We start from the raw sequence: 23,726 nt of genomic DNA on the forward strand, positions 1-23,726 counted from the left end.
ATTTAAAAATGCCTCCTTTTACTCAAGGAGGCATTAATGGATATCAGTTTTGCTTATTCATGTTCCAGTTTCTTCACCTGTACTTTTACATCAAGCGTTTGGTTCCCACCTCTGTAAACTCCCTGTAACGGGCTGACATCTGAATAGTCCCGCCCAGCGCTAAGACAAATGTGATTTTCAAGTGCCTCTACATTATTCGTAGCATCGAGCCCAATCCAGCCGATACCAGGAGCCATGAATTCAACCCACGCATGGGAGGCAGCATCACCAATCAGCTCCGAGTTTTCACCGACGTAGAGATAGCCGCTTACATATCTGGCCGGAATCTTCCTGGCTCTAAGAACGCCCAGCATAATATGAGAATAATCCTGACATACGCCTTTTTTTAAGTCAAACGCTTCATTAGCCGTTGTGCTTACATTAGTCGATTCTCCGTCATAGTTCATGACCTCATGAAGATACCTCATTAACTGAAGGGAGAATTCAACTGGATTTTCAATATCACCTACCGCTTGGATAACTTGGTCGATTTGATACTGATATAAGAAGGTATAGCTTGTTTCGTTTAAAAAACTCTTATAATGATCATGAAATAATTCCGAATGAAAGATATATCTCATTTCTGGAGAATACTCGATTTGTCGAATAAATGGCGACCTTTGAATACTGACAATGGAGGTCGTCTTCACTTCCAACTTCGTATGTTTTTGAGGGATAAAGAAACTCTCCACGTGATTCCCCCATAAATCCACATGTTCCTTTGGCATCGATACAGGTGTGATTTCATTTTTATAAGATAATAAACGCTGACATTCATCCGTCCTAGGCTTCAAACGAATGGTATTCATACTTTGGTCTACTGCTGTATCATAGTAAAAAGTATTTACATGTTCAACTTCATATTTCATGGCCATTTCTCTCCCTGATACTATGGTTTTACTGTCCTGTAAGAGGAAGGGTTTTTTCTGGGAATGCTCCCTTTCATTTTACAGGATCAGCTTCTAAGTAATACGTTTCGGAGAATAACTTTCCAAATTCCAGGCACTGGCTATAAGCCGAATCAATAAAAACCCCAATCTCTTCCGTATTCAGTTTTTTGATGTCCACATCTTTGAATTCACTGATCATATTGTCAATGGCCGCATACATCTTCCAAGAATAATGGGCCACCTTTTCACCTTCAAGTCCTTTAATAACTTCTCTGACATGTTCCATGCAATAACAGAGGGAACGAGGAAAGCTATGATCGGATATCATGAATTGCAGGACAAATTTGGGTTCCATCAAAGGTTTGAATTTCTTAGTAAAGTCCTCATATCCATTAATGAGCTGTAGACTTGTACGCCAGTCCAATTCTTGCCCTTCCAAGTCACCATATGGAACGGATTGTCGATACATCATCTGCATGACAAGAGCTGTTTTTTCAGCCCGTTCCAGCCATTTTCCTATCTTAATAAAATGATAGGGCAAATCTCGTGACATGGTAGAATCTATTATTCCAGTCGCAATCATTGAAGTGGTTTTAATACGCCTGATATAGGAATGAATCTCTTGGATGGAGTAATCCTCCCTTGCTTCGGAATTTTCTTGCTCTAAGTAAAACTCATTCCATACCTCCCAAAGCATGTTAGGGATTCTATCTCTTGTCATCTTGGCATTTTCTCGAATATTCTTGGTCATCCTCGATAGCGAATTGAAGTTATCCTCTGAAAAGGCCAAATAATGGACGACATTTTTCATCGTAATTTCTTCATAAAGAGAATCGAATTCCTCTTTATCCCCACAAATCCCGATGATCGCTTCCAAGTCATGTTTGACCAGGATTTCATGCTCGGATGCCTCTAGCATTTTTATTAACTGAACCTCAAGGATATCTGCATTACTTTCCATCCGTTCACAATTCCTTGCCATCCAAAATAAAGAATCGGCTACACGACTAAGCATGCTGCATCTCCTCCTTTAACACCCAGGTATCTTTTCCGCCCCCGCCCTGTGAGGAGTTCACAACGAGTGATCCTTCCTTTAAAGCCACTCGCGAAAGTCCGCCAGGCAGTACATGTACCTGTTCCCCCTTCATGACGAATACGCGTAAATCTACATGGCACGGGTAGAATCGGCCTTTTTGGTACGCCGGGGCCCGTGATAATTTAATGGTAGGCTGTGCTATATACTGATAAGGATTTTCAATGATTTTCTGACGGAATACTTCCCTCTCTTCCTCGGTAGCATGGGGTCCGATTAGCATATCGTAGCCACCAGAAGCCCCTACATTCTTCACGACGAGTTCATCCAACCTTTCAAGAACCCACTCCCTCTGGATTGGATCGCTTAACAGGTAGGTATCCACGTTTTTAATGATCGGTTCTTCCTTCAAATAATATCGAATCATATCCGGTACATAGGAATATATCGCTTTATCATCGGCCACACCGTTTCCAATCGCATTCAAGATGGAGACATTCCCCTCTTTATAAGCAGCAATCAATCCCGGCACCCCGAGTAACGAATCTTCACGAAACGCCTCCGGATCAAGAAAATCATCATCTATACGGCGATAGATGATATCCACCCTTTTTAATCCCCGAATGGTTTTCATGTAAACCATGTTGTCTTTCACGATCAAATCTCTTCCTTCTACAAGCTGAATATTCATTTGTTGTGCTAGAAATACATGATCATAATAAGCCGAATTATACATTCCGGCTGTTAAGAGGACTGCTCTAGGTTCAGTGTTTTTCGAGATGTTATTTGGCACATGCGATAATAAGGAGTGCTGTAAATGAGCAATTTGATTTTCAAGTGTGTTGAGAGAATGTTCAGAAAAAAACTCGGGGTAAACCTGACGCATAACATAACGATTTTGATACACATACGAAAGTCCTGAAGGATTTCGTAGATTATCCTCAAGAACTCGATATTCACCATGTTCATCTTTGATTAGATCGATTCCTGCCAAGAAGATATGATTTTGTAACGGGATATCAACCCCGCCTACCTGTTTATAGTAGTAATACGGGCTATTTTCTACCAGATATTTCGGAACAACATGATCTTTCAAAATTTGTTGATCATGATAGATATCATCCAAAAAGTGATTAAGTGCTTCGACTCGTTGAATCATGCCTTTTTCAATCACTCCCCATTCTTCAGCAGGGATGATAATTGGTATGAAGTCAAACGGCATGGTGCGCTCCGTTCCGCTTTCTTCCCCGTACACCGTAAAAGTAATTCCCTGTCTTAAAAAACTGAATTGAGCTGTTTCATGCTTTTCCCTATACTCTTCTTCTGAAAACTGTTGAAGAATTGAATGGAAGTATCGATAGTGGTCTTTTGGCTCTCCATTTTCCTGAAGCATTTCATCGAAAAAGGAGCCCGTTTCATAAGTTTTGAACAATGCTATACGCCTCCAAAAAATGTTATGTAAAGAGTAATGACTATTTAATTACGACAAATTTCATGGGATATCCTTCTTTTCTAACAATATTTTTACTAATAATTTAGATTTTTCTAATAATTGTCGATTGGTACCGTTTACATTTCTTCCTTTATAAATTTACAAGAAAAAAACTAATAGGTTGCCCTATTAGTTCCATCGGTTGAACCAATTTTTGATTCGTTGTTTATTCTTTTCGAGAACTTCCTGCGATGTTTGGTTGTCTTTTTGTTTTTTCCATTCAAAGAAAGAAGCAATGGCGATGAGGAGCCCTCCGCCGATGACTAAGTACAACCACCATGGCATCTGTCCCCACATCGAATTTGTATTCATATAGATATTGAACAAGATCGTTACGGTTCCCGCCAAGAAATATGATTTGTATTTCATCGTAAATCCAAGGAGGATCGCCGCTAAAGATATCGTCCCGATAACCAGTGCATCATATAGGGTGTTGCTTGCCATGGCATCTCCTATCATGATAATAAAGAGAACGAAGACGACGCCCATCTCGATATACTGCGTTAATTTGCCTCTATTAAAAATTTTCCGTAATAAGATGGTACTTATGATAAAGAGTGGCAGGATCTGTGCCTCTACCTCCAGGACATCCGGGAACGGAATCTTATCGATGATGACCCAATATGGATATAGACTGAGCACTATGGAAGCTGCCAAATAAATTTCCCTCTCCCTTACTCTCACCGTCATCGCCCTCATCAAGATGAAATAAACCGGCAATAAAAGAGAAACGAAAATGTCTAGAATGATGGATTTAGATTCTCGATTATGAATATCCATCATCATCGCTACAAGGAAAAGAAATCCGTACACCCGGTAAAAATCGATTTGCAAAATGATCGCGCCTTTTTTCACGATTCCACTAAAGGATCTTCTACTTACTAACACCATTGCCGCCGTACATCCGAAAAGGACCCCAGTGCCAATGAAAATGTCCAATGTTCCTGCATAGGTCATGATGGTCCAATACGGGTACAATCCAAGAATCCCTGCCAACAATGCGTATGTTTCCCTCTCCTTTGCAGGGATCGTAAAGTGCCTCATCAAGATGAAGTACCCAATCAAGAAACAAGAAACAAGGACCTTGAGTGGCCAATACGTCGGTTCATTCATAAATGCTTCGACATTCATGGTCAGTAAAAAAAGCAAGCCATATATCCGGTATACATCCACCTTGATTCCTGATTCATCCTTCCTTACCAAGCCTGTAAAGAAATGTCTGCTCAACAGGATCATCACGAGCATACAAGCAAAAAGAACGCATTCACCCGTAATCAACGAAACCGTATGAATGTATTCCACGATGCTAATGAACGGATACAGACTGAGGATCATCGCAAGAGCGGAATACACCTCCCTTTCTTTCCATCCATGTGTAAAGCTTCGTATCAGAATGAAGTAGCCTGGGATCAATAGCGCTACAGGGACTTGTAAAAGTGGATAAGATGGTTCATGTACGAGCACTTCCCCATTCATGGCAAGTAAGAATAATAGTCCATAAATACGGAATGCATCGATTGCCGTCCCCGTTTCGTCCGTCTTAAACAGCCCTTTGAAGTATTGCCTGCTCAACAACAGCAACACGACCATACAGAGGAAATGGACAACCAGAGCTGTCACGATCGGCAGCGAGTGGACGTAATCCCATATGTTGAAAAACGGATACAATCCGATGACGGCCGCTACACCTGAATAGATACCTCTTTCCTGTCTGCCTATCGTAAAGGTTCTCATCACGATAAAGTAAATCGGCAGCAACAAGGATACCGTTATTTTCAAGATTTCAAATTCCGTAGAATCCCAGAATACTTCCCCATTCATATCAAGTATAAAGAACAAGCCGACTATTCTATAAAAATCAATGATTTGCTTGTCACCTGCTTGGTTGACCAAGCCCGTGAAATATCGTTTACTCATGAACACCATCCCAACAGCACAGGCAAACAGGACGGCCATTCCAAGAAGTATCGATAATGTGCCCGCATACATCACATAGAAAATGAAAGCCATGCCGAGTGGAAGCACCACATAATTTTGCCAGTTCCTTCTCATGAGTAAATACCAAGCAAAGAGAAGCTGTATAGTCACCAAACCTACCCAAATGATTTCTCGATCAAGAGGGAATTCATACAGGGCCGTTTCAACAATCGACATGGCAGCCGTTATATGAATGAAAGGAATCAAATAAAACTCGATGATGCCTTTCCACTCTTTTTTGGAGACCGCCCATAAACCCGTAATGATTCCTGCCGTGATCATCAAGCAAATCGAAAAGACGAACCGTGTTGGCTCCATGTCGGTAAAAAACAGCTCGATTTGTAGAAACAAGACGGTAAATCCAAGATATGCGAAGAGGAACCTTTCCCATTTCACCTGGGTTCGCAGTGCACTCACATATAGGAGAAGTTGTGTGATAAATAGAAAGGGTGAAACATCAGACATCGTGATCAGGATGAATCCAAGCGGTATGGCAACAAGGTTGGCCAAATGGCTCGAATAAAGGAAATACTTTCTTCCAGTCTGTGAATGCCTCCCGATCCATTCCCCTACAAGGAAAAAGATGAATGGACCAAACAGCACAAAACCAATCTGGTATGAAGTCTCACCGAAATCAAAGACCTCATATAGCGAACCATACAATCCCGCACTTGTGATGATGACCGGAAGCCAATAAAGAGATGTACGGTGCAAATAAACGGACCACCCGTTTATAGCCGTCGCAACAGCCAGTAAAACGGTGACCTCCAAAGGACTCAATGCACCATATCCGACCAGCAAGAAAGCCATGAAGGACAGGAACTGGCCACTAAAGAAAAAGGGAGGGAAGAAGATCCCCAATGATTTTTTCAAGGTATACGCTGCTCCGATGGAAATCAGGGCTACCATCATTAGATGCATGCTGAATGCCATATTCGACTGAAACCAATCGCTTCTTTCCATCAAATACGGGTAAAACGCGATAAGCCCCAATAAGAAGGAAATCGGAAATCCATATACACTGACTTCCTTGATTTGTCGAGCATCCCCTTTAAGATAGGTAAGAAAGAACGTGCCAGATACTACGATAAGACCGATGCCTACTTCTAGCCAGGCCATCTCGCTAAATTTGATTGTCAATATTCCCACCATGATCAAGGAAGAAATAAGCAAGACACTCTGTTTAAACAAGCCGTACCTTGCATGGCGATTGTATACATACAGACCGACATACAAAAGGATCTGAAGAAGGAACATCAGATTCAAAACAGTGGGGAGAGTAAGTGAAAACGCAAAACAAAGATAAAAGCATCCAAAATTAAAGACAGCAACCGCCGGATAGGTGAAGTTCCTATTTTTCGTGTGCAGGGCAACATAAACCAATTGGGCAGTCACGATCATCAGAGCGATAAAAATCTGGGCATATTTTTCCTGATAGGCCATCGCATTGATATATAGGAAAACGATTCCGACCTCGACCAGGCTGGTCACCATGAAGCTTTTGGATAGCCCAGGCTCATTCCTTCTTGCCATATAAGTTGAAAGTGCCATGAAAATCAGCGGGATACTCGCATAAGCGATGACCATGTAATCGCTTAGAACAGAGTTAAAGACAAAATGGATATATCCATAAGTGAAGATGAAATTGAATGCCAGCTCATGATACTTCTTGTGGAATTTCACGGCCAATATCAAAAACAAGATAGAGATGACCATCAATGTAATCGAATAGACCAAGTTACTCGAAAATAACGTGAAGGCGACAAAGCTTTCCACGATGATCTTAAACTGGATGAATCGAAACAGATATGGCCTGAATAGGGCCAACACCTTTCGATTCTTCAGATATTCGACGTTCCATACCAGCAATAAATTAAATATACTGACCATCAATAACAACCACTCGATTGTCGGCGTCAAATAGGCAAAACCGAAATAACATGTGATGACAAAAGTGAAAATGGAAATGAAAATGAATATTTTCGACTTAAAGTATGCTGCAATTCTGTAATAGATCCCTAAGCAAAGGAGACCGCCAAGAAACCCAAGCAGGCCTCCTCCCCCGCCTTCCAGGGATAAATACCCTCCGAAGATCTGATAATAGGAAGCTGATAAAATCGTAATCGGGATAAATAAACTGGCCAATGTCAGAAAAGCAAAAGCCGTTTGTTCAATTTTCAGCTTGGAAGCGATAAAGGCCATGCCAGTGAATACAACAGACACCATACCAATGAACAAGACCTTCCACACCGCGTTCAAGTTCCCCCATGAACTGGTCGCCAAAATCAATCCGCCAAATAAGAGAAGAATGACTCCGGTAAGGAGAACGACGGAAATATTCCTCTCCCGTATCTGTTCCGGTGTCTTTTTTGGTTTTTCTGGGCGCACCACCTTTTTCTTCTGAGTCACCTGTGGCTGGGGAACAGTTTTTTCCACGGGAGCGCTTATGATGACCGGTTCCTCTATAGGCCTTAAATCCTTTTTCTCCTCGGTGGATTCCTCGACTCGTGGAAGATTTGGCAGATTAGGAGTCTCTTGTACCGTTTGCTCTTCCCTAGCCACATCATCAACAGAGTAAATGGATGTTTTTTCGTCTTCACGCTCCTGACTTTTCCTTGCAGGCTCTCTTTCAAGTTCAGCTTTCTTTTTTGCCTCATTCATGCGCTTTTCCTGATAGATGGCCAGTTGAACATGCCGGTCATATGCCCGGCTGATCCGGATATATTCGGTTTTAGGAATGAGCCGCTTTTCCCATAAAGCTTGGAGCTCTTCTTGGAAAATCTGCTGCCTTCTTTCTAAACCCATTTCCTCATTTGAAGAATCAACCATCCAGAAACCCCTTCCTTCGCCATAGCTTCTTCCCATTTTATGTATCTACTACTTTTGATAATAACAAAAATTACCTATTTATAGAATATTAAACCATTTAATAACGAAGAAGCCATCGATTTGACAGCCAAGGTTAGTCCCCCTACCCTATGTGTCCAGTTTCCTAGAAATAGAGAAACAAAGATAGCCCAATGCCACTAGTACGATAAAAATAGGAATGGCAAAAGGCGTCAAAAAGCAAAATACAAAGAAAATGCTGCTAATCGCGAATAGAATCCAGCTTATGATTAGGAAAAGACTCGAAAAAAAGTCCGTCATTTCATTACTCATGCTGTTCACCCCCACAATAGGTTCATTGAATCATATAATGTTACAATCCTTCGGGACCGTATTGAGCATACAAGCACAAAAAGGGCGACCTACTAGCGATCACCCCCTCGTTTCTATAATGTTCTTAACTTATCCTCACTTCTTACGATCAATAAATAGACCATGATTGAAATCAAAATCGAAAAAGCTGCCGTGACATAAATGCTTCGATACCCGAATAGATACCCGATCTGTCCGAACACGATGGCTCCTATTCCAACGCCCAGGTCAAAAAAGGAAAAGTACGTGGCATTCGCCATCGCTTTACGATTCGGAGCCGTTTTCTCGATTGACCATGCCTGCAAAGCCGGCTGCACAGAACCGAACCCCATTCCATAAAGCACGGCTGCGATGTACAGAACCGATTCACCCGGCATCCATGCCAATAGCAACATCCCCGACATAATAAGCAATGCGGAGGGCACGAAAATGGCCCGGTGGCCTCTCCGATCATATAAACGTCCGGAAAATAACCTCGTAACCATGAGTGCCAGGGCATACAGCAAAAAGTACCACTGAATGCCACTGACCCCTTTTTCCGCCGTATAAAGTGGCAGGAACGTCGCAATTCCTCCAAACGTGACGGATATGAAAAAGATTAACAGCGAAGGCTGCAACGCACTTTTTTCATAAATATCAAACCGTTTAGTGCTGAATGCGGCAACCGGATCTCTTTCCACTTTCTGATAGGTGATCAATGACGCCATTACCATGGCCAGTATTCCCAACAACGAGCAGATCAGGAATAACTGTTGAAATGGAAGGACTGTCACAAGGAAAAGACCAAGGGTCGGTCCAAGTGCAAGTGCTAGATTACCAGATAATCCGTAATACCCCATCCCTTCACCGCGACGTTTACCCGGAATGATGTCAGAAGCAATCGTTCCGGACGCCGTTGAAGACAACCCCCAGCCGACTCCCTGAACAATACGCATCAAAAATAAGAAGCCGATGCTTCCCATGAAACCGAAGGAACCCACAGAGAAGGCGAATATGGCCAACCCAATCAGAAAGATGATCCTTCTTCCCTTCGTCTCCAACATCTTGCCCGCAAATGGCCTTATAAGCAATGCAGAAAACGTGAATACCCCAAGGACTGCCCCAACCAGGCGGTCATCCCCTCCAAGTTGCTCAACAAACAGCGGGATCGTTGGCATCGTCATTTGGAAACCCATGAAGATACATAGATTCGCCAAACAGATCATGACAAAGTCACGCGTCCATATTCTTTCCGAACCTTTAACCCGTTCCTCGGCTAATGGTTCCCCCATATGATTTCACCTTCTATCCGAAATAGTCATTTCCAGTTTACTAAAAAAGGAAAAAATTAGCGATGAATTGAATTTTGAAGTGCCAAATGAATCAAATTATAACGCCCCGTTCAAAACGGGACCCCTTATATCCTTATTTCTCCCTGCCCCTTACTTTTCATGAAAAATTTTTTTAACAGCATGCTACTTTTTCCTTTTTAGAGTTTATATAGACAGTGAACTCAAAATAAACCTCAATGAGCTAAAAAGGAGCCGAACACTAATGATCTATGAAGAAACGTATCGCTATTTATTACGAAATGTAAACTCCACTGAATTCGACACATGCTTATACTCCGTATTGCATATGGATTGGGATGGCGTAATTCAAAGCCCGATTCACCAAATGGCCAAAGGAGTAGGAACGACTGAAAAATACCTAAAGAAAATCATCAAGAGGCTATCATCGCCGCAGCCCGGTTGCGGACGTAGAATCTTCCTTCCGGTCGATCAGGGAATGGTAACGAAATACCAATTCAATTTAGGTCCAACCGGCAGCTTCACCAACAGAAAAGATCGATATTGTAAAAAATACCGTTTCTTCTATACTGATGCCTTTCGCAGTCTCCCCCTAGCGGCCAAGAGACTTGTACTTATGGCTGCCTTCACGATGTCCGTGAAAAAATCCGAAGTTGTCTCACTGAATTACGAGGAAGTCATTCAGTCGGGAAGTTCCCTGGCTAAAAGAAAGCATATTTACGAAGCGATGAGGATCATTAACGAAACATTGAACGGCACCATGGCCTTTTCCATGGCTTCCTCCACTTTCAACCGTAAGGAATTCATCGTGGTTTCCTTCAAAACGGGCACACTTAACGAGTACCTCGAAAATCGGACAGAAAGAATGATGTTGAGAAAAACCATATATGAAGCGGGGTTTCTGGAACATATTGAGGATAAAGTCTGTATCGAACTGGAGCGTGTCGGAAAATATATTTTCCATTCGTTTCTTCATGCTGCAGAAGGACCTGTCAAAGACGAGCTATTGAAACTAGCGCGCTTCATCTATCAGTCTTCCCTTAAAAAGTTTGGCTGTGCCTTGAACGGCAACAAACCATTATTGGCTGAGCCGAAAGAGGCTTCCGCTTATTTCAGTACGATCGTATATAATGAAGCACTAGAACAATTGGGGGTATATGCTCACCAGGCTGCCTGCATAAAAGAGCTTGTAGACCGCGAACACTTTCATCGCGAGATTTCCGAGAAATCTTTGGACCGGCATGTAGATTATAGTGAAGTGGATGAGCATATTGAGCCCATTCGTGCGAAGTATAACCTGGCAATGGACATGTACCAGACGCTGAATAAATGGTGCGAAGACTGGGTGATTTCCCGGGTAAAATCCGCAATGACTGAAACAGGATCATCTAAGAAACGGATCTTAAACAACCAAAGTCCATCCGACTATCTCGACTATCTGAAAAAACATACATACGAACAATTGGAACGACACATGTCAGTATACCGACACATCAATCATGGTGAATATGTTCTGGACATTTTACAACAGAAGAAAGAAACCCTCCAATCCTATTTCGCCATTCAGAAAGAGCGCCTGAAAAAATAAAGTGAATCATATAACTCAGTGAACACTGGCTTTTGGGCGAGTGTTTTTTGTCATGCATCCTTATCCTTCCTTTCACTCAGAAAACCCCATGTTCCTTCCCACATCGTCAGAGTCGATAGGATTTCCTCTGATTTTCTCTTCCCTTCCTATGAATAACCTGTATTCAGTTGTGGATAACCACCTCCTTCCTTCACATATCCGATACTTGTCTGTGAATAAAAAAGGAACGTCCCTACTTTTTCCTGATAGGCATCGATGAAACTAGTCATACCAACGGTTTTCTCATAAAAGTTATCCAAGGGTCTAAAGAAAGGGTCTCAATCACTTATCTAAAAAAAGTTCTGAATATCGTTATGAATAAGGGAATGAACTAGAGTCCCCCCTTCACCATAAGAAATATAGGTAGCAAGTAACGATGATCTAGATGAATTAGATAGTTCAGCACATATGCAAGCTAGGAGGTGTGAACGATTTCTATTTTTATTCATAAAATCGGACAAATCCTTTCATATTTTGGGTAAGTGATAAAGTAGATTCACCAATTCCAGAAAGGAGCTGACAGGTAGAGAAGCAAACAAGGCAGACGATACTTGAAAATTACTTACCATGGTTTCACATTTTGCAAACCTACTACCCCCTTATTTTCTCTGCACTTGACGCAGTAGAAGACAAGTAAAGGCATCTAACTGATTGAGCTGTAATGCGTACTGAGCTTCCATGAACTTGTATATCCATCCCCAAGGATACAAGCCATTTTAACTAACGAATAACGACCAGATCAGTTGGGTGCTTTTGTCATGAACGGACAAACGTCCCCCGCCTGGCAGGATTCCTGCCAGGCGGGGGACGTTTGGGTTACTACATTATTTGGTCACTTCAATTTTGCCGTTGTTCGATTCTAGATCAACCAAATTTTCTCCCTTTCCAATGACCGTATTCCCCTCATATTTATCGAGGATATTGATGGTACCATTATCGACAGATACCTTGAAGGTTGTATTCGTCGGTTCTTTATCCGTTTTAATGATAATCTTTCCATTGTCGCTCTCTAATTGAATGTTCCGATCTAAATCCTTTGTAACGAGCGATATCTTACCATTATTTGAGGAGCCCTTGAGATTGCCCTCTACATCATTAAGGTCCAACCTGCCATTTGCACTTTTTGCATCAATGTTTTCAGCTACAATCTTATTTAATTCAATCCGTCCATTATCCGTTTTCACTTTCAAATCCTTTATTTCCAATTCTGATATTTTCATCTTTCCATTATCATTATCGAAGACAAAGGAATCATACGACTTTTGCGGGACATATACGTATAAATGAGAGGATTGAAAGTTAAATCCAATGCTGAAGAGGTTAGGTTCCTTCAATCTAATGGTCAGCTTCTTTCCTTCCACGTCGGCAGCTAAATCCAACTTAGACACATCCACGCCTTTTGTGACAAGCTCCACTTTAATCTCTGTATCCGAAGTCGGAAGAACTTCTACCGTTGCATTGTCCGAACGGACCTCGATATCCTTTACCATTTCGGCACTCACCTTTTTCTCTGTCGTAATCTCATCATGATTGGTTTGTGAATACGTAAAGAGACTGCCGATACCGCCAACGATCAATAGAAACAACGCAAGGATTGATAATTTTTTACCCATGCTTCACACCACCCTTTACAAGAGACACGTTAAATTTTAAGTAACGAATAAATCCTTTAGTAAGAGCTTTTGTTGCAATGAACATCCCCATGGCGATGAATATTCCGATTCCACAAATACCAAGTGAAGCAAACAAATCAAACAATCTAAATTCACCCATGAACAGATTAATAAGGATGCTAAGTGGAGCGAGGATGAACCCTAAAGATGCTACCCATCCCGAAAACACGACGCCCACCAGTGCAATGAAAGGCCCGAGGACAATCACAATATTGAAGAATCCCAATCCAATCACGGCCCATACTGCCCGTAAGATGTTTCCCGTGGAAGTCGTTTGTTGAACCATATCAAGATGGTAGGATGCCAGAAGCTCCTTGGCTATTTGTTTTGGGTTTCCTAGGGACGCTGAGATTTCCTGCTCCGACTTTCCCTTTTCTATTCCAATTGTGAAGTACTCTTCGTAATCTTGCAGGATATCCTGCCTTTCTTCTATAGAAAGCCTCTTTAGGGAAGCTTCCAACTGCTTTAAAAATTGTTCTTTATTCATTTACGACACCTTCCTCGATTAATTGATTGACTCCATTAGAAAATTCATTCCACTCTGTCAGCAATTCGTGAAGGTATTCCCGCCCTTTATCAGTCAACTTGTAATACTTACGTGGTGGACCCTCTGATGATTCTTGCAAATATGTCGTAAAGTACTCTTCCTTCGTCAATCTTCGTAACAGTGGATAAACCGACCCTTCCGATATTTCAATCTGGTCTGAAATCTTCTGAACTAGCTCGTAGCCATATCGATCTTGCTTATCAAGCAACACCAGTACGCATAGCTCCAAGACGCCCTTCTTAAACTGTACATTCAATGCACCATCACTCCTTTCTGATATGTCTCAGTACTGTTCAATGAATAGTACCTGACAGCGAATAATACATCTTATTCAATAATTTACCACATGCTACTATTTAATGCAAGGTACTGTGGAAATTATTTTGTTAATTTTTTCAAGTTGTTTTTTCTTCTTACTTCATCTTCCCCGATTCAATCCGTATAATAGAAGGATATGGAAAGGGGGAATTGATTTGGTCAAAAAAGAAATAACCAAAAAGCAGTTTGAATTTCTTGAACAAGAATTTACCTACCTGCAAAATGACGGGACCATTTCCGAGGAAGAGAAGAAAAAGATGTTAGCTTCCTATCATGTGAAGGCCTCTTTAAGTTTCGTCTCCATCCTATTAGCGATTGGAGCCGTCCTTTTAGGGCTTGGCGTCTTAACATTCGTGGCCAGCAACTGGATGTATATAAGTAAAGGAGTTAAATTCCTATTGATCATCGCCTGTTTGATTGGCGTGAATGTTGCCGGGGTCAAGTGGGAGACACGCTTTCCAAAAACCTCCCGAAGTATGCATTATGTCGGGATTCTCATATTTGGAGCAGGTATATTTTTAGTCGAGCAGATGTTTAACATCAGCATCAATTTTAACAGTTCCTTTTTGTTATGGGGGATTGGAGCCATCTGCATCGGATATTACTTAAAGGACGCCATAGTCCTCCTATTCACTTCATTTTTACTTTTCGTTTACCTTAATGGCAGCATCTTTCTTGATGAAACGTCTTACCCGCTGGCCATTATCATCCTTCTACCGGCGTTATATTTTCTAGTAAAGCAACTCAACTATCCTAGGTTTCTATCCTTTATCGTTAATGGCTTAACGATCAATGCCCTCATCCTTTTTCTCATGGAATTCGTACCTAAGCTAGTGGAGGGTAACGGGGATACCATCATTCTCTCGATTCTTTTTATCGTAGGAATCCTGCTCGCTTACATTCGCGTTCCAGTTAAGTTGCAGAGAATCACACATATTCAAGGACATCTCCTCCACGGGATTGCGGCTATCTTCTTAACTTACGAGCTTGCCATATGGTTTCCTTTAGCTTATTTTCTTTTTCTCCTTTACCTGATACAAAAAGGAAGCTTGACCAGTATCGTGATCATATGTGCATTGATATTCAGGTACTATATCGATTCCTTTGAATTCCTGCCGAAGTCACTGACCTTCATCATCGGAGGCCTCCTGCTCCTTGTGTTTGGCTTCTTCTTTGAAAAACAACGCCAAAAAGGAGGGGAATCCATTGAATCGTAATAAATTTTTGCGCCCGCTCATCGTATTCGCCATTCCTGTTTTGATTCTTATAGCCCTGGCCGTTCCACCCGTCTGGACAACTTTGTTTGGTGAAGAAATCAAAATCCGAACGGCTCCGATCGATCCGACGGACTTATTCAGGGGAAGCTATGTAGCATTAGGATATGAGATAGAATCCGTCACGCTCGACCAACTTGATGAGACAGTGAAAAGTGATTTCCACAGTAAGAATGTCGGAGTTTACAAAAATGTATATGTTTCTTTAAAACAAGACAGCAATGGGCATTACGGCGTCCACCATGTATCGAAGGAAAAACCGGATGAAGATATGTATCTCAAAGGTAAATTACAAATCCCCTATGATTTACAAAGGGCCTCGTCCATTCACATTGAATATGGCTTAGATAATTATTACGCTCCTAAAGACAGGGCATTGGAACTGGAAATGTCCGCTGCTACAAAAACGGCCATGGCCGTGGTGAAAGTGAAGAACGGAAATGCGGTATTGCAGGAAATCATCGTACCGTGATTATACATGCGAAAAGCATAGGAGGCATCGAATGAGATGCTTCCTATGCTTTTTTATGGCACACATTATTTTATTTGATGAGCCTTTTAGCCCCGATATAGCGATCCTTCCAATACTTGTCGCTCATCTTCACGACCTTCACGCCTTTTGTGGTCGTTCCGACAAATGTACCGTTCCCATTATAAATGCCGACGAAGGAAACCTTGCCTTTCTTGCTACCGGTCGCATAAAACACCAAATCACCTGTTTTTAAGTTTTTCTGTTTTACAGCCTTTCCTTTCTTATACTGTTCCGCACTGGTTCTTGGAATTTTCATGTCTGTCGCCGCTTGTTTATAAACATATTGAGTGAGTCCACTTGCATCGAATCCTTTTGGTGTCGTTCCGCCATATTTATAAGGGCTTCCCACTTGTTTTGCTGCTACTGCAGCCACTTCGTCTCCATAATTAATGGACGCCGAAGCATTGGCCGGACTGAAAACGAAAGCTACCAACAATGCGGCAAGTGCAAGTACGGCCACAAGCCATTTTGAAACAGGTAATCTAAGACTCATCTTTTTTCTCCCCCAATCTGTAAATGAAACACAATTTTAAATATATGAAGTACATTCGCTATCATTCCTTGATTCACCTTTTTTTCAAAAAAAAGCTTTGTATTGAGGATGAACTCTACAATCCAGACAAAAACTTAGAAACTTCTTAGATCAAATATAAAAAACGACACTGTTAAATTATGTTAAATTAAGTATAATCATGTATGAACCATTGTAAGTAATTTCAATACTAGACTGGGGGTTTTTTATGAGGAATAAAAAGAAAATAATCATCATGACATTATTTTCAGCTTTGCTATTTTGCATGGTCATCGTTTTGAGTTCTCTTTCACCACTAGCGGATACAGGTAAAAATGCGAATCAATTTAATTCTATCGGGATGTGGCTTTCCATTGCGATGATGCTGGTACTGTATTTCGTCCCATTGCTCCTGTATGTTATCGGCTTGGAGTGGATGAAATATGTAATGGCCGTATTCTGCTCATTATCCTTACTGTCTTTGTTACCCATGATCGGCATAGTCGTATTTCTTGGTGTAATGGAAGGCTTCACTTCATCACTCATCGGCGTGGTCATCGTCAGTGGGATGAATGTACTCATCAATACAATCTGGTTCTTCACGGCATTCTCTAAAGGAAGCAAGACTTCCATTGGAGGAAGTTTGAAAAATCCTATTCAAAATTAAAAAAAGAAACCAGATATCACCGTTCCATAGATAGGTGGTGTATCTGGTTTCTCCGCTTTCTTTGATTCAAGAAGGATGACCTGCTATTTAGGTTTCTCGTATTTCTTAGCCTCATCACTGTCGCTCATGCCTTGTGTCGTATGGTCAATTACGCCGCCGATTCCAAAAAACGTAAGCGCAATGAAATTAATGATCCCCATAGCCCCGTTCAATGCATCATCGGTGATAGTAAAGCCAATCGGGTGTATAAAGTTATTGATAAACGCAGCAACCATCTGCGTTACCATCAAAACACCTGGCAAAAATACAGTAAAAATAAACGTAGGGTTTTTAAAACGAACTTTCCAGTTAATCAATTTTCTCTATCCCCTATTATCAGTGCCGTCCACACTACAATGGTACGAACTTGCTATATCATATGCTGCTTGTCCTTTTAGCGTTCGGAAAATTCATGCCCCCCTAGAAAATCCCTTAGACCAAAAAAAGGAGATCTATCCAAAGACAGAACTCCCTTTTAGATCCTTATAGCATCACCGCACCTCACTTTAACAAATAGGTGACGGCTTCCTCTAGTTCAACAAATTCATCCGTATGCCACTGCATGTTTTCATTTTGAAAATACGCTTCTGTTTCGAGTGGCAAATTAGACGTAATCATCCGCAATCCCTTTCTTTCTATTTCCCCTGGAATGGAGAATGCCGGCAGATCCTCTGTTAACCAATACCGTTTATATTGCTGTCCCAACTGATCCTTTTCGAAATGACCGATGAGCTGGCCGTGATTCATGAAAATCAGGTAATCAGCTAGTTTGCGGATGTCTTCCATTTGATGGGTCGAAAAGAAGATGGTTTTCCCCTCCCTCTCCATCCACTTAATCAAAAAATTCATGTATCGCTGTTTTGAGATGATGTCCATAGAAGCCGTTGGCTCATCCAGGATCAATAGTTCGGCATTTCTTGCTAAAGTCAGCGCAGCTATTAGCTTTTGTTGATTTCCCTGAGACAACTTTCCATACTTCTTATTCAGGGGGACCTCGAAGGTTGTGATCACCTCGTCAAACAATACCTGATCCCAAGTGGGATACCATCTAGAAGATAACCGCAGTAATTCATGCCCCGTAAACGAATCGCAGCCAATCAAAGCTTGTGGCTGATAAGCGACTTTTTGTTTCCAGGCTTCATCTTCCTGTTTCGTATTCTTCCCAAAAATGATAATATCACCAGCATCTTGTCGCGCCAATTGCATGACCATCTTCAGCAGTGTACTCTTCCCAGCACCATTATTCCCAATCAAGGCTGTCACGGTACCTGGCTCTAGCGTCAGATCAATCGGTCCCAACGAAAAATCCTCGATTTTCTTTTTGACAGAATGAATCTCAAGCGACGTTGTCATGGTTTCCCCTCTCCTTTTTCCGTTTTGAGCTCTTCTATTAAACCCGTAAAAATTTCCTCAATTTCCTTGAATGAATAGTTTTGTTGAAGGGCAGCTTCAATGCTATTTTTCATGGCTTCCTGGACTGATTTTATTTTCACACTTCGGAGAAGGCTTTCCTCAACGTCTGCAACGAACGTCCCTTTTCCCTGGATTGTTGTGATAAAGCCTTCCGTTTCTAAATCTTGATAAGCTCTACGGGTCGTGATGGCACTGACTTCCAGATCTTTAGAAAGCATCCTGATTGATGGCAAAGGTGAACCCGAAGACAGCTGTCCGCTTGCTATCAAAGCTTGGATTTGAGCCGTTATCTGATGATAAATGGGGATTCTTGATTCTTTTGATAAACGAACCGGCAGCTCCACTTTACTTCTCCTCCCTATATATCATTATTTTAGATAATCAATTTGGAACATTTTCTTTTTCATATATCGCTTCCAGAAGTAATAGCCCCCGACCGTTACGACTGCCGAAATGAGAATCGACCCGATCGCGAAGTTCTTAGCGGCTTCCATCGCCCAACCGACAACTCCCCTATCTGTTTTCAAGGATAACCATACGAGCACGGACGTCACTCCACCATAAAAGACTACACTATATATACCTAACTTAATCGGGGTGATTCGTTCCCCTACATCACTTGCTGCAAAAACGAAAGAGGACGAAACACCAAAAGCCAGCCAGATAATCGAGAAGGCAACATACTCCAAAACAACCATGGATTCTAGAAGTCTTGGAGTAAATAATAACAAGAACAAAACCTGGAAAGGCAGACTAGGGAACAGCATGTGAACAAACCGGCTTTTAATCAATACTTCCTTTTCGATAGGAAACATATTTAACATCATGAAAAACGGGGACACCCAAACATCTCCCTCCACCTTTTGAAGCTGCAATTCTTTCGGCCTTACCATGAAGGCCACACAACCAAATGACAATATAAAACCAATGTCGGTCAAAAGTGATGGTGCCTGAGTCTCCACTTCCAAAACCCATGAATAGGAAGCAGCCAGTACAAACAGTGCAAAGAATAAACATAGCGTGCCGAACCAAGATTTCCTCCATTCGATACTTGCGAGCCAAAAAGCATCTTTCCATGTATTCATCATCTAAACTCCTCTCAAATTGTTATGGTGTTTATATCTATATACACACTATATGTTAAATACATACAATTATCAACCATAAAAGTAATTTATAGGTAAAAAACTGATGAGCTCATAGAAAAGCTTAATCCCTTAGCACTTGTATATGGGAATTTTTGAAACCTTTCTAACAGGGTAGCCGTAAATAAAATAGGAGGTGTACCATGAAAAAGTATGCGATATTCATATTGAGCTTCTTGTTTCTCTTTACCTTGCTACACATTTCAGCAGGTCTATTATTAACCGCTACATACACTCCCGATCCCACCAACGCACAACTGAGCCTCCCATTAACCCAGGAAGTGACTTTTGGTGACCAGTCACAAATCCCGACTTTATTGATTGCAACAGTAGCGGCCACTTTAGCTTACCTAGTCCCAACGAAATGGGGAAAGAATTAAATAACAAGAAAAGACCGTTCAACTATATGAACGGTCTGGAAATACCTAATCCGAAATAACAAATGACATTAGGCTTAGGATCTTCCATCTAATCCTGCGCCACTATTTGATAGTCTATCAAAAACGCCCCTATCCGTTCGGCCGCTTCTATCAATCTCTCAACCGGCTGGACAAGGGCCATTCGAACATATCCTTCACCCTGTTTGCCAAAAGCATCTCCTGGGACCACGGTTACACCCGCCTTTTCAATCAGTTTATAGGCAAAGTCGCGTGACTTCCATCCAGCCGGAATGCGGGCCCAAATGAACATTGTCGCAGCAGTTTTCGGCACGTGCCAACCGGATTTTGCGAGACCCGATATCAAGGCGTCACGACGGGCTTCATATACGTTCACCTGATCGGACAACAAGGAAAGGTTGGAGGTAAGTGCCATTTCGGCCGCCTTTTGAATCGGGTAAAAGACCCCATAATCGATATGGGACTTCAAAGTCCCTAAGATGTTCAGTACTTCTTGATTTCCGACTGCATACCCAATACGGCAGCCGGCCATATTGAACGTTTTTGAAAGCGAATTGAACTCGATCCCAACCTCCTTTGCACCCGGGATGGATAGGAAGCTGATCTGAGGATGATCATCGAAAATCAGTTCTGAATAGGCAAAGTCATGTACGACCAGAATGTCGTTCCTGTTTGCAAAGGAGACGACCTCGGCAAAAAAGGTTTCATCCGCAAGGGCCGTGACTGGATTTCCTGGATAACTAAGGATCATCAGCTTCGTCTTGGCCAAGATATCTGCCGGAATATCACTCAGCTGGGGCAGAAAATGATTCTCTTGCGTAAGCGGCATCGGATAGATCACGCCACCTGCAAGATTCACACTTGCTTCATATATCGGATAGCCCGGATCGGGCACCAACACATAATCGCCCGGGTCAATCATCGCAGTCGCCAAATGGGCAAGTCCATCCTGCGATCCCATCAGCTGCAATACTTCCGTATCCGGCTCAAGATGCACCCCGTAACGCTGTTCATAAAAAGAACAAACAGCATCATGGAATTCCGGTATTCCCTTCAACGTATACCCGTATGCAGTTGGATCTTTTGCATACTTTACAAGTGTATCTCTTACAAAGTCCGGCGGAGGCATATCCGGACTTCCGACACTCAAATCAATAACATCCTTGCCTTCTCTCAACGCCTTTTGTTTACGGTTCGCCAGCTCCGAAAAGATTCCCGTTTCGAAATTCCCTACTTTTGCAGATGGAGTAATTTTCATGATAAGTCCCCTTCACCTCGTGTTTTTTATCTAGTGCTTTAGTAAATGTCCTGTTCCTAGCTTGTCAGCTTTATAGGTGGAATTTGTTCTTTACGTTATCTAAACAGTTCGTGGTTTAGTTCACGAATACCTCCAAAACCTTCATTATGAAAGGATATCTTGAATATTGAATAAACCAACAGGTAGACTCATAGATTCCCCTTAATCATTTACACCATTTACCATTTATTATAAGATGTAATGGGAAATATTATCAATATATGAATATATATAGAAATGCAATCGGGACGTACTACATGTTGAAATGAGGATGACACTATGGGTTTTAAGGATTTTATAAGTAAACAATTTCTTGATATTATCGAATGGGAAGACGCCACCAACGATACCTTGGTCTATAAGTTCCCCATGAAAGATAACGAGATTCAAAATGGGGCACAGTTGACCGTACGCCCAGGCCAAAACGCCGTTTTCGTTGAGGAAGGAAAAGTGGCTGATGTATTTAGCGAAGGAATGTATAAGCTTGAGACGAAGAACCTGCCTATCTTAGCAGACATTAAAGGCTGGGCTTTCGGATTTAAATCCCCGTTCAAAGCCGATGTGTACTTTGTAAACGCAAAAAAATTCATCGATCAGAAATGGGGGACATCCAACCCGATTTGGATTAATGATCCAAAGTTTGAACAAGTGGAAGTCAAGGCCTTCGGGACCTTTGGTTTTCGGATTGTAGACCCCAAGATGTTCATTCATACCGTCAGTTCCACAAACAAGATCTATAAGTTGAATGAACTAAAAGGGCAATTGAAGGAATACGTCTTAAGCGAATTTTCCAATGTCGTTGCCAAACAAGATGTGACGATCACCGAGTTATCCCAGAACTACCGAGTGATGAACGATGCGATGAAACAGGAACTGGAAAACGAATTCACGGATATGGGACTTGAAATCGTTTCCTTTACCGTAACCAACATTTCCTTGCCGGAAGATTTAACGAAGTTCTTGAAAGAAAGAACGCGCATTAACATGATGGGTGGCATGAACAACTACAAAGATGTCAGAAAGCTTGATGCCTTAGAGAATGTTTCTGAAAAGGAAGGCTCTGGTGGTGATATGATGCAAGCCGGGATGGGACTTGGTGCCGGCCTCGGTTTTGGGCAACTCATTTCCCAATCTCTTCAAGGCGGCAACCAGAACAATGAACCATTGCACACGGAGAAAACGGCACCGTCTGAACAAACCGAAAAGTGTCCTGAGTGTAATCATGACAATCAAAAAGGCGCAAAATTCTGTGGCAATTGCGGGACGAAAGTAGAACGAAAGGCTGTTGCCACTTTTTGTACGGAGTGTGGTCATCCCAATACGCCGAATTCTAAATTCTGTGCAGAATGCGGGAATAAATTAGGATGATGAATAAATGGAACATTCAATGGATCATCACACTGCTTCTCTGTTTCACCTCCCTTCTCATCTTTCCCGTCGATGCCACACTAGCCGATGTGGGGAATGGTGTATCCCATAATGAGGAACCGGAAGACGAATTCATCAATACTTCCACGACTTCAGGGGAAGGCATCGACTTATGGTTTTTGTTTTACTTTCTAAAAAAATATCCCGTATTGGGCGTCATTTTGATCGTCGCTTTCTTCGCCTATAAAAAATTCGGTAAAAGCAACCAACAAACACAACGAAGAACCACCACATCCAATAGGAATACCGTAAAAAGCCCAGAGCCTGCCTACCGGCCTATAGACGCTAATCTTGCCGGCCTGAAATCGAAAGACCCTCTGTTTCATGATGAAGTGTTTTTATCGAAAATCAATAATATGTTTCTCCAATTACAGCAAGCTTGGATGGAGAAACAGTGGAACAGCATCAGACCGTTTGAAACCGATTCATTATTCAATATGCATAACCGGCAATTACAGTCCTATATTGACCAGCATAAAACGAATGTGGTCGAAAATATCGCCATCCTTGAATCGAAAATCGTTCGCTATGAAAATGACGGATCCAATGACGAACTCGATGTATATATCAAAGCCCGGATGAATGATTACGTAATCGATGATCACACCAAGAAAGTCCTCAAAGGCAATCCTGACCAGGATATTCACATGTCTTATATCTGGACACTGATCCGTAAGGAAACCGTATTGACCGAGACTCAAAAAGAGAAATATGATGTGACGCAATGTCCAAACTGTGGAGCGAATGTCAGTATCAATGCATCCGGACAATGCGAATATTGCGATAGCGTAATTTCAAGCGGGGAATACGATTGGGTGCTCTCCAAGATCAAAGTCATCAGCCAAAAATAACGACCACCCGTGATAACGGGTGGTTTTCTCTGCGGCTGAAAGCCTTTATTACTGACCAGGCCCTAAAGGGCCCCTGATTGGTTCGCCA

21 protein-coding genes are annotated in these 23,726 nt (G+C 41.9%); 7 read left to right on the forward strand and 14 right to left on the reverse strand.

Annotation, left to right across the window (positions count from 1 at the left end; translation table 11 throughout):
• Positions 1 to 53: 53 nt before the first annotated feature.
• The 5 genes from ACIQXQ_RS18250 to ACIQXQ_RS18270 form a co-directional block, all read right to left on the reverse strand.
• The gene (locus ACIQXQ_RS18250; RefSeq protein ID WP_402871480.1) at positions 54 to 908 is read right to left on the reverse strand and encodes a transglutaminase family protein; all 855 of its coding nucleotides are present in this window, start codon (positions 906 to 908) and stop codon (positions 54 to 56) included.
• 73 nt (positions 909 to 981) lie between these two features.
• Positions 982 to 1,944 carry an alpha-E domain-containing protein gene (locus ACIQXQ_RS18255; protein WP_402959320.1) on the reverse strand — a complete coding sequence of 321 codons (963 nt, stop codon included), beginning with the start codon at positions 1,942 to 1,944 and terminating at the stop codon, positions 982 to 984.
• Positions 1,937 to 3,394, reverse strand: a complete 1,458-nt coding sequence (locus tag ACIQXQ_RS18260; RefSeq protein ID WP_402871486.1) for a circularly permuted type 2 ATP-grasp protein — start codon at positions 3,392 to 3,394, stop codon at positions 1,937 to 1,939. Before ACIQXQ_RS18260 ends, ACIQXQ_RS18255 begins: the two co-directional genes overlap by 8 nt.
• A 189-nt stretch (positions 3,395 to 3,583) precedes the next feature.
• Positions 3,584 to 8,260 (reverse strand): caldesmon family protein, encoded by a 4,677-nt coding sequence (locus ACIQXQ_RS18265; RefSeq protein WP_402959322.1) that lies wholly within the window; start codon positions 8,258 to 8,260, stop codon positions 3,584 to 3,586.
• A gap of 443 nt (positions 8,261 to 8,703) precedes the next feature.
• Positions 8,704 to 9,900, reverse strand: a complete 1,197-nt coding sequence (locus ACIQXQ_RS18270) for an MFS transporter (protein WP_402871491.1) — start codon at positions 9,898 to 9,900, stop codon at positions 8,704 to 8,706.
• Positions 9,901 to 10,162: 262 nt separating this feature from the next.
• On the opposite strand from ACIQXQ_RS18270, the gene ACIQXQ_RS18275 reads away from it, so the two are divergent.
• Positions 10,163 to 11,506, forward strand: coding sequence for a hypothetical protein (locus ACIQXQ_RS18275; protein ID WP_402959324.1), 1,344 nt, complete (start codon positions 10,163 to 10,165; stop codon positions 11,504 to 11,506).
• A gap of 863 nt (positions 11,507 to 12,369) precedes the next feature.
• On the opposite strand, the gene ACIQXQ_RS18280 is transcribed toward ACIQXQ_RS18275, so the two are convergent.
• From ACIQXQ_RS18280 to ACIQXQ_RS18290, 3 genes are read right to left on the reverse strand one after another with little or no spacing between them, the layout of a single operon-like run.
• Complete coding sequence (locus ACIQXQ_RS18280; RefSeq protein WP_402959326.1) at positions 12,370 to 13,158, reverse strand: DUF4097 family beta strand repeat-containing protein; 789 nt, start codon at positions 13,156 to 13,158, stop codon at positions 12,370 to 12,372.
• Positions 13,151 to 13,705 carry a DUF1700 domain-containing protein gene (locus ACIQXQ_RS18285; RefSeq protein WP_402871501.1) on the reverse strand — a complete coding sequence of 185 codons (555 nt, stop codon included), beginning with the start codon at positions 13,703 to 13,705 and terminating at the stop codon, positions 13,151 to 13,153. Before ACIQXQ_RS18285 ends, ACIQXQ_RS18280 begins: the two co-directional genes overlap by 8 nt.
• Entirely contained in the window at positions 13,698 to 14,021 is a 324-nt protein-coding gene (locus ACIQXQ_RS18290) for a PadR family transcriptional regulator (protein WP_402871504.1), read from the reverse strand. Before ACIQXQ_RS18290 ends, ACIQXQ_RS18285 begins: the two co-directional genes overlap by 8 nt.
• Before the next feature lie 217 nt (positions 14,022 to 14,238).
• On the opposite strand from ACIQXQ_RS18290, the gene ACIQXQ_RS18295 reads away from it, so the two are divergent.
• On the forward strand, positions 14,239 to 15,300 hold the full coding sequence (locus ACIQXQ_RS18295) for a DUF2157 domain-containing protein (protein WP_402959328.1): 1,062 nt from the start codon (positions 14,239 to 14,241) through the stop codon (positions 15,298 to 15,300).
• On the forward strand, positions 15,290 to 15,829 hold the full coding sequence (locus ACIQXQ_RS18300; protein WP_402959330.1) for a GDYXXLXY domain-containing protein: 540 nt from the start codon (positions 15,290 to 15,292) through the stop codon (positions 15,827 to 15,829). Before ACIQXQ_RS18295 ends, ACIQXQ_RS18300 begins: the two co-directional genes overlap by 11 nt.
• 70 nt (positions 15,830 to 15,899) lie before the next feature.
• Here the strand turns inward: ACIQXQ_RS18300 and ACIQXQ_RS18305 are convergent, their stop codons facing one another.
• On the reverse strand, positions 15,900 to 16,382 hold the full coding sequence (locus tag ACIQXQ_RS18305; protein ID WP_402871515.1) for a C40 family peptidase: 483 nt from the start codon (positions 16,380 to 16,382) through the stop codon (positions 15,900 to 15,902).
• 247 nt (positions 16,383 to 16,629) lie between these two features.
• On the opposite strand from ACIQXQ_RS18305, the gene ACIQXQ_RS18310 reads away from it, so the two are divergent.
• The gene (locus ACIQXQ_RS18310) at positions 16,630 to 17,067 is read left to right on the forward strand and encodes a DUF5391 family protein (protein ID WP_402871517.1); all 438 of its coding nucleotides are present in this window, start codon (positions 16,630 to 16,632) and stop codon (positions 17,065 to 17,067) included.
• Positions 17,068 to 17,150: 83 nt separating this feature from the next.
• Here ACIQXQ_RS18310 and ACIQXQ_RS18315 read toward each other — a convergent pair whose 3' ends face one another.
• The 4 genes from ACIQXQ_RS18315 to ACIQXQ_RS18330 all read right to left on the reverse strand — a co-directional run bounded on the left by ACIQXQ_RS18315 (position 17,151) and on the right by ACIQXQ_RS18330 (position 19,604).
• Positions 17,151 to 17,423: a phage holin gene (locus ACIQXQ_RS18315; protein WP_402871520.1), complete on the reverse strand. Its 273-nt coding sequence runs from the start codon at positions 17,421 to 17,423 to the stop codon at positions 17,151 to 17,153.
• Positions 17,424 to 17,607: 184 nt separating this feature from the next.
• A complete protein-coding gene (locus ACIQXQ_RS18320; RefSeq protein ID WP_402959332.1) occupies positions 17,608 to 18,459 on the reverse strand; it encodes an ABC transporter ATP-binding protein in 852 nt (283 codons plus the stop codon).
• On the reverse strand, positions 18,456 to 18,863 hold the full coding sequence (locus ACIQXQ_RS18325; protein WP_402871525.1) for a GntR family transcriptional regulator: 408 nt from the start codon (positions 18,861 to 18,863) through the stop codon (positions 18,456 to 18,458). The genes ACIQXQ_RS18320 and ACIQXQ_RS18325 overlap by 4 nt, the downstream gene beginning before the upstream one ends.
• Positions 18,864 to 18,887: 24 nt before the next feature.
• Entirely contained in the window at positions 18,888 to 19,604 is a 717-nt protein-coding gene (locus ACIQXQ_RS18330) for a hypothetical protein (protein ID WP_402959334.1), read from the reverse strand.
• Positions 19,605 to 19,807: 203 nt separating this feature from the next.
• Here ACIQXQ_RS18330 and ACIQXQ_RS18335 point away from each other — a divergent pair, with 203 nt between their 5' ends.
• Entirely contained in the window at positions 19,808 to 20,044 is a 237-nt protein-coding gene (locus ACIQXQ_RS18335) for a hypothetical protein (RefSeq protein ID WP_402871530.1), read from the forward strand.
• An 88-nt stretch (positions 20,045 to 20,132) separates the two neighbouring features.
• On the opposite strand, the gene ACIQXQ_RS18340 is transcribed toward ACIQXQ_RS18335, so the two are convergent.
• On the reverse strand, positions 20,133 to 21,320 hold the full coding sequence (locus tag ACIQXQ_RS18340) for an LL-diaminopimelate aminotransferase (protein WP_402959336.1): 1,188 nt from the start codon (positions 21,318 to 21,320) through the stop codon (positions 20,133 to 20,135).
• A 318-nt stretch (positions 21,321 to 21,638) separates the two neighbouring features.
• Here ACIQXQ_RS18340 and ACIQXQ_RS18345 point away from each other — a divergent pair, with 318 nt between their 5' ends.
• Together ACIQXQ_RS18345 and ACIQXQ_RS18350 are read left to right on the forward strand one after the other, a co-directional pair.
• A complete protein-coding gene (locus ACIQXQ_RS18345; RefSeq protein WP_402959338.1) occupies positions 21,639 to 22,727 on the forward strand; it encodes an SPFH domain-containing protein in 1,089 nt (362 codons plus the stop codon).
• A complete protein-coding gene (locus tag ACIQXQ_RS18350) occupies positions 22,724 to 23,638 on the forward strand; it encodes a TIM44-like domain-containing protein (RefSeq protein WP_402959340.1) in 915 nt (304 codons plus the stop codon). The genes ACIQXQ_RS18345 and ACIQXQ_RS18350 overlap by 4 nt, the downstream gene beginning before the upstream one ends.
• Positions 23,639 to 23,726: the final 88 nt, after the last annotated feature.

Origin of the sequence: Peribacillus sp. NPDC097198 (genome assembly GCF_044762055.1) — a bacterium.
Lineage (GTDB): Bacteria > Bacillota > Bacilli > Bacillales > DSM-1321 > Peribacillus.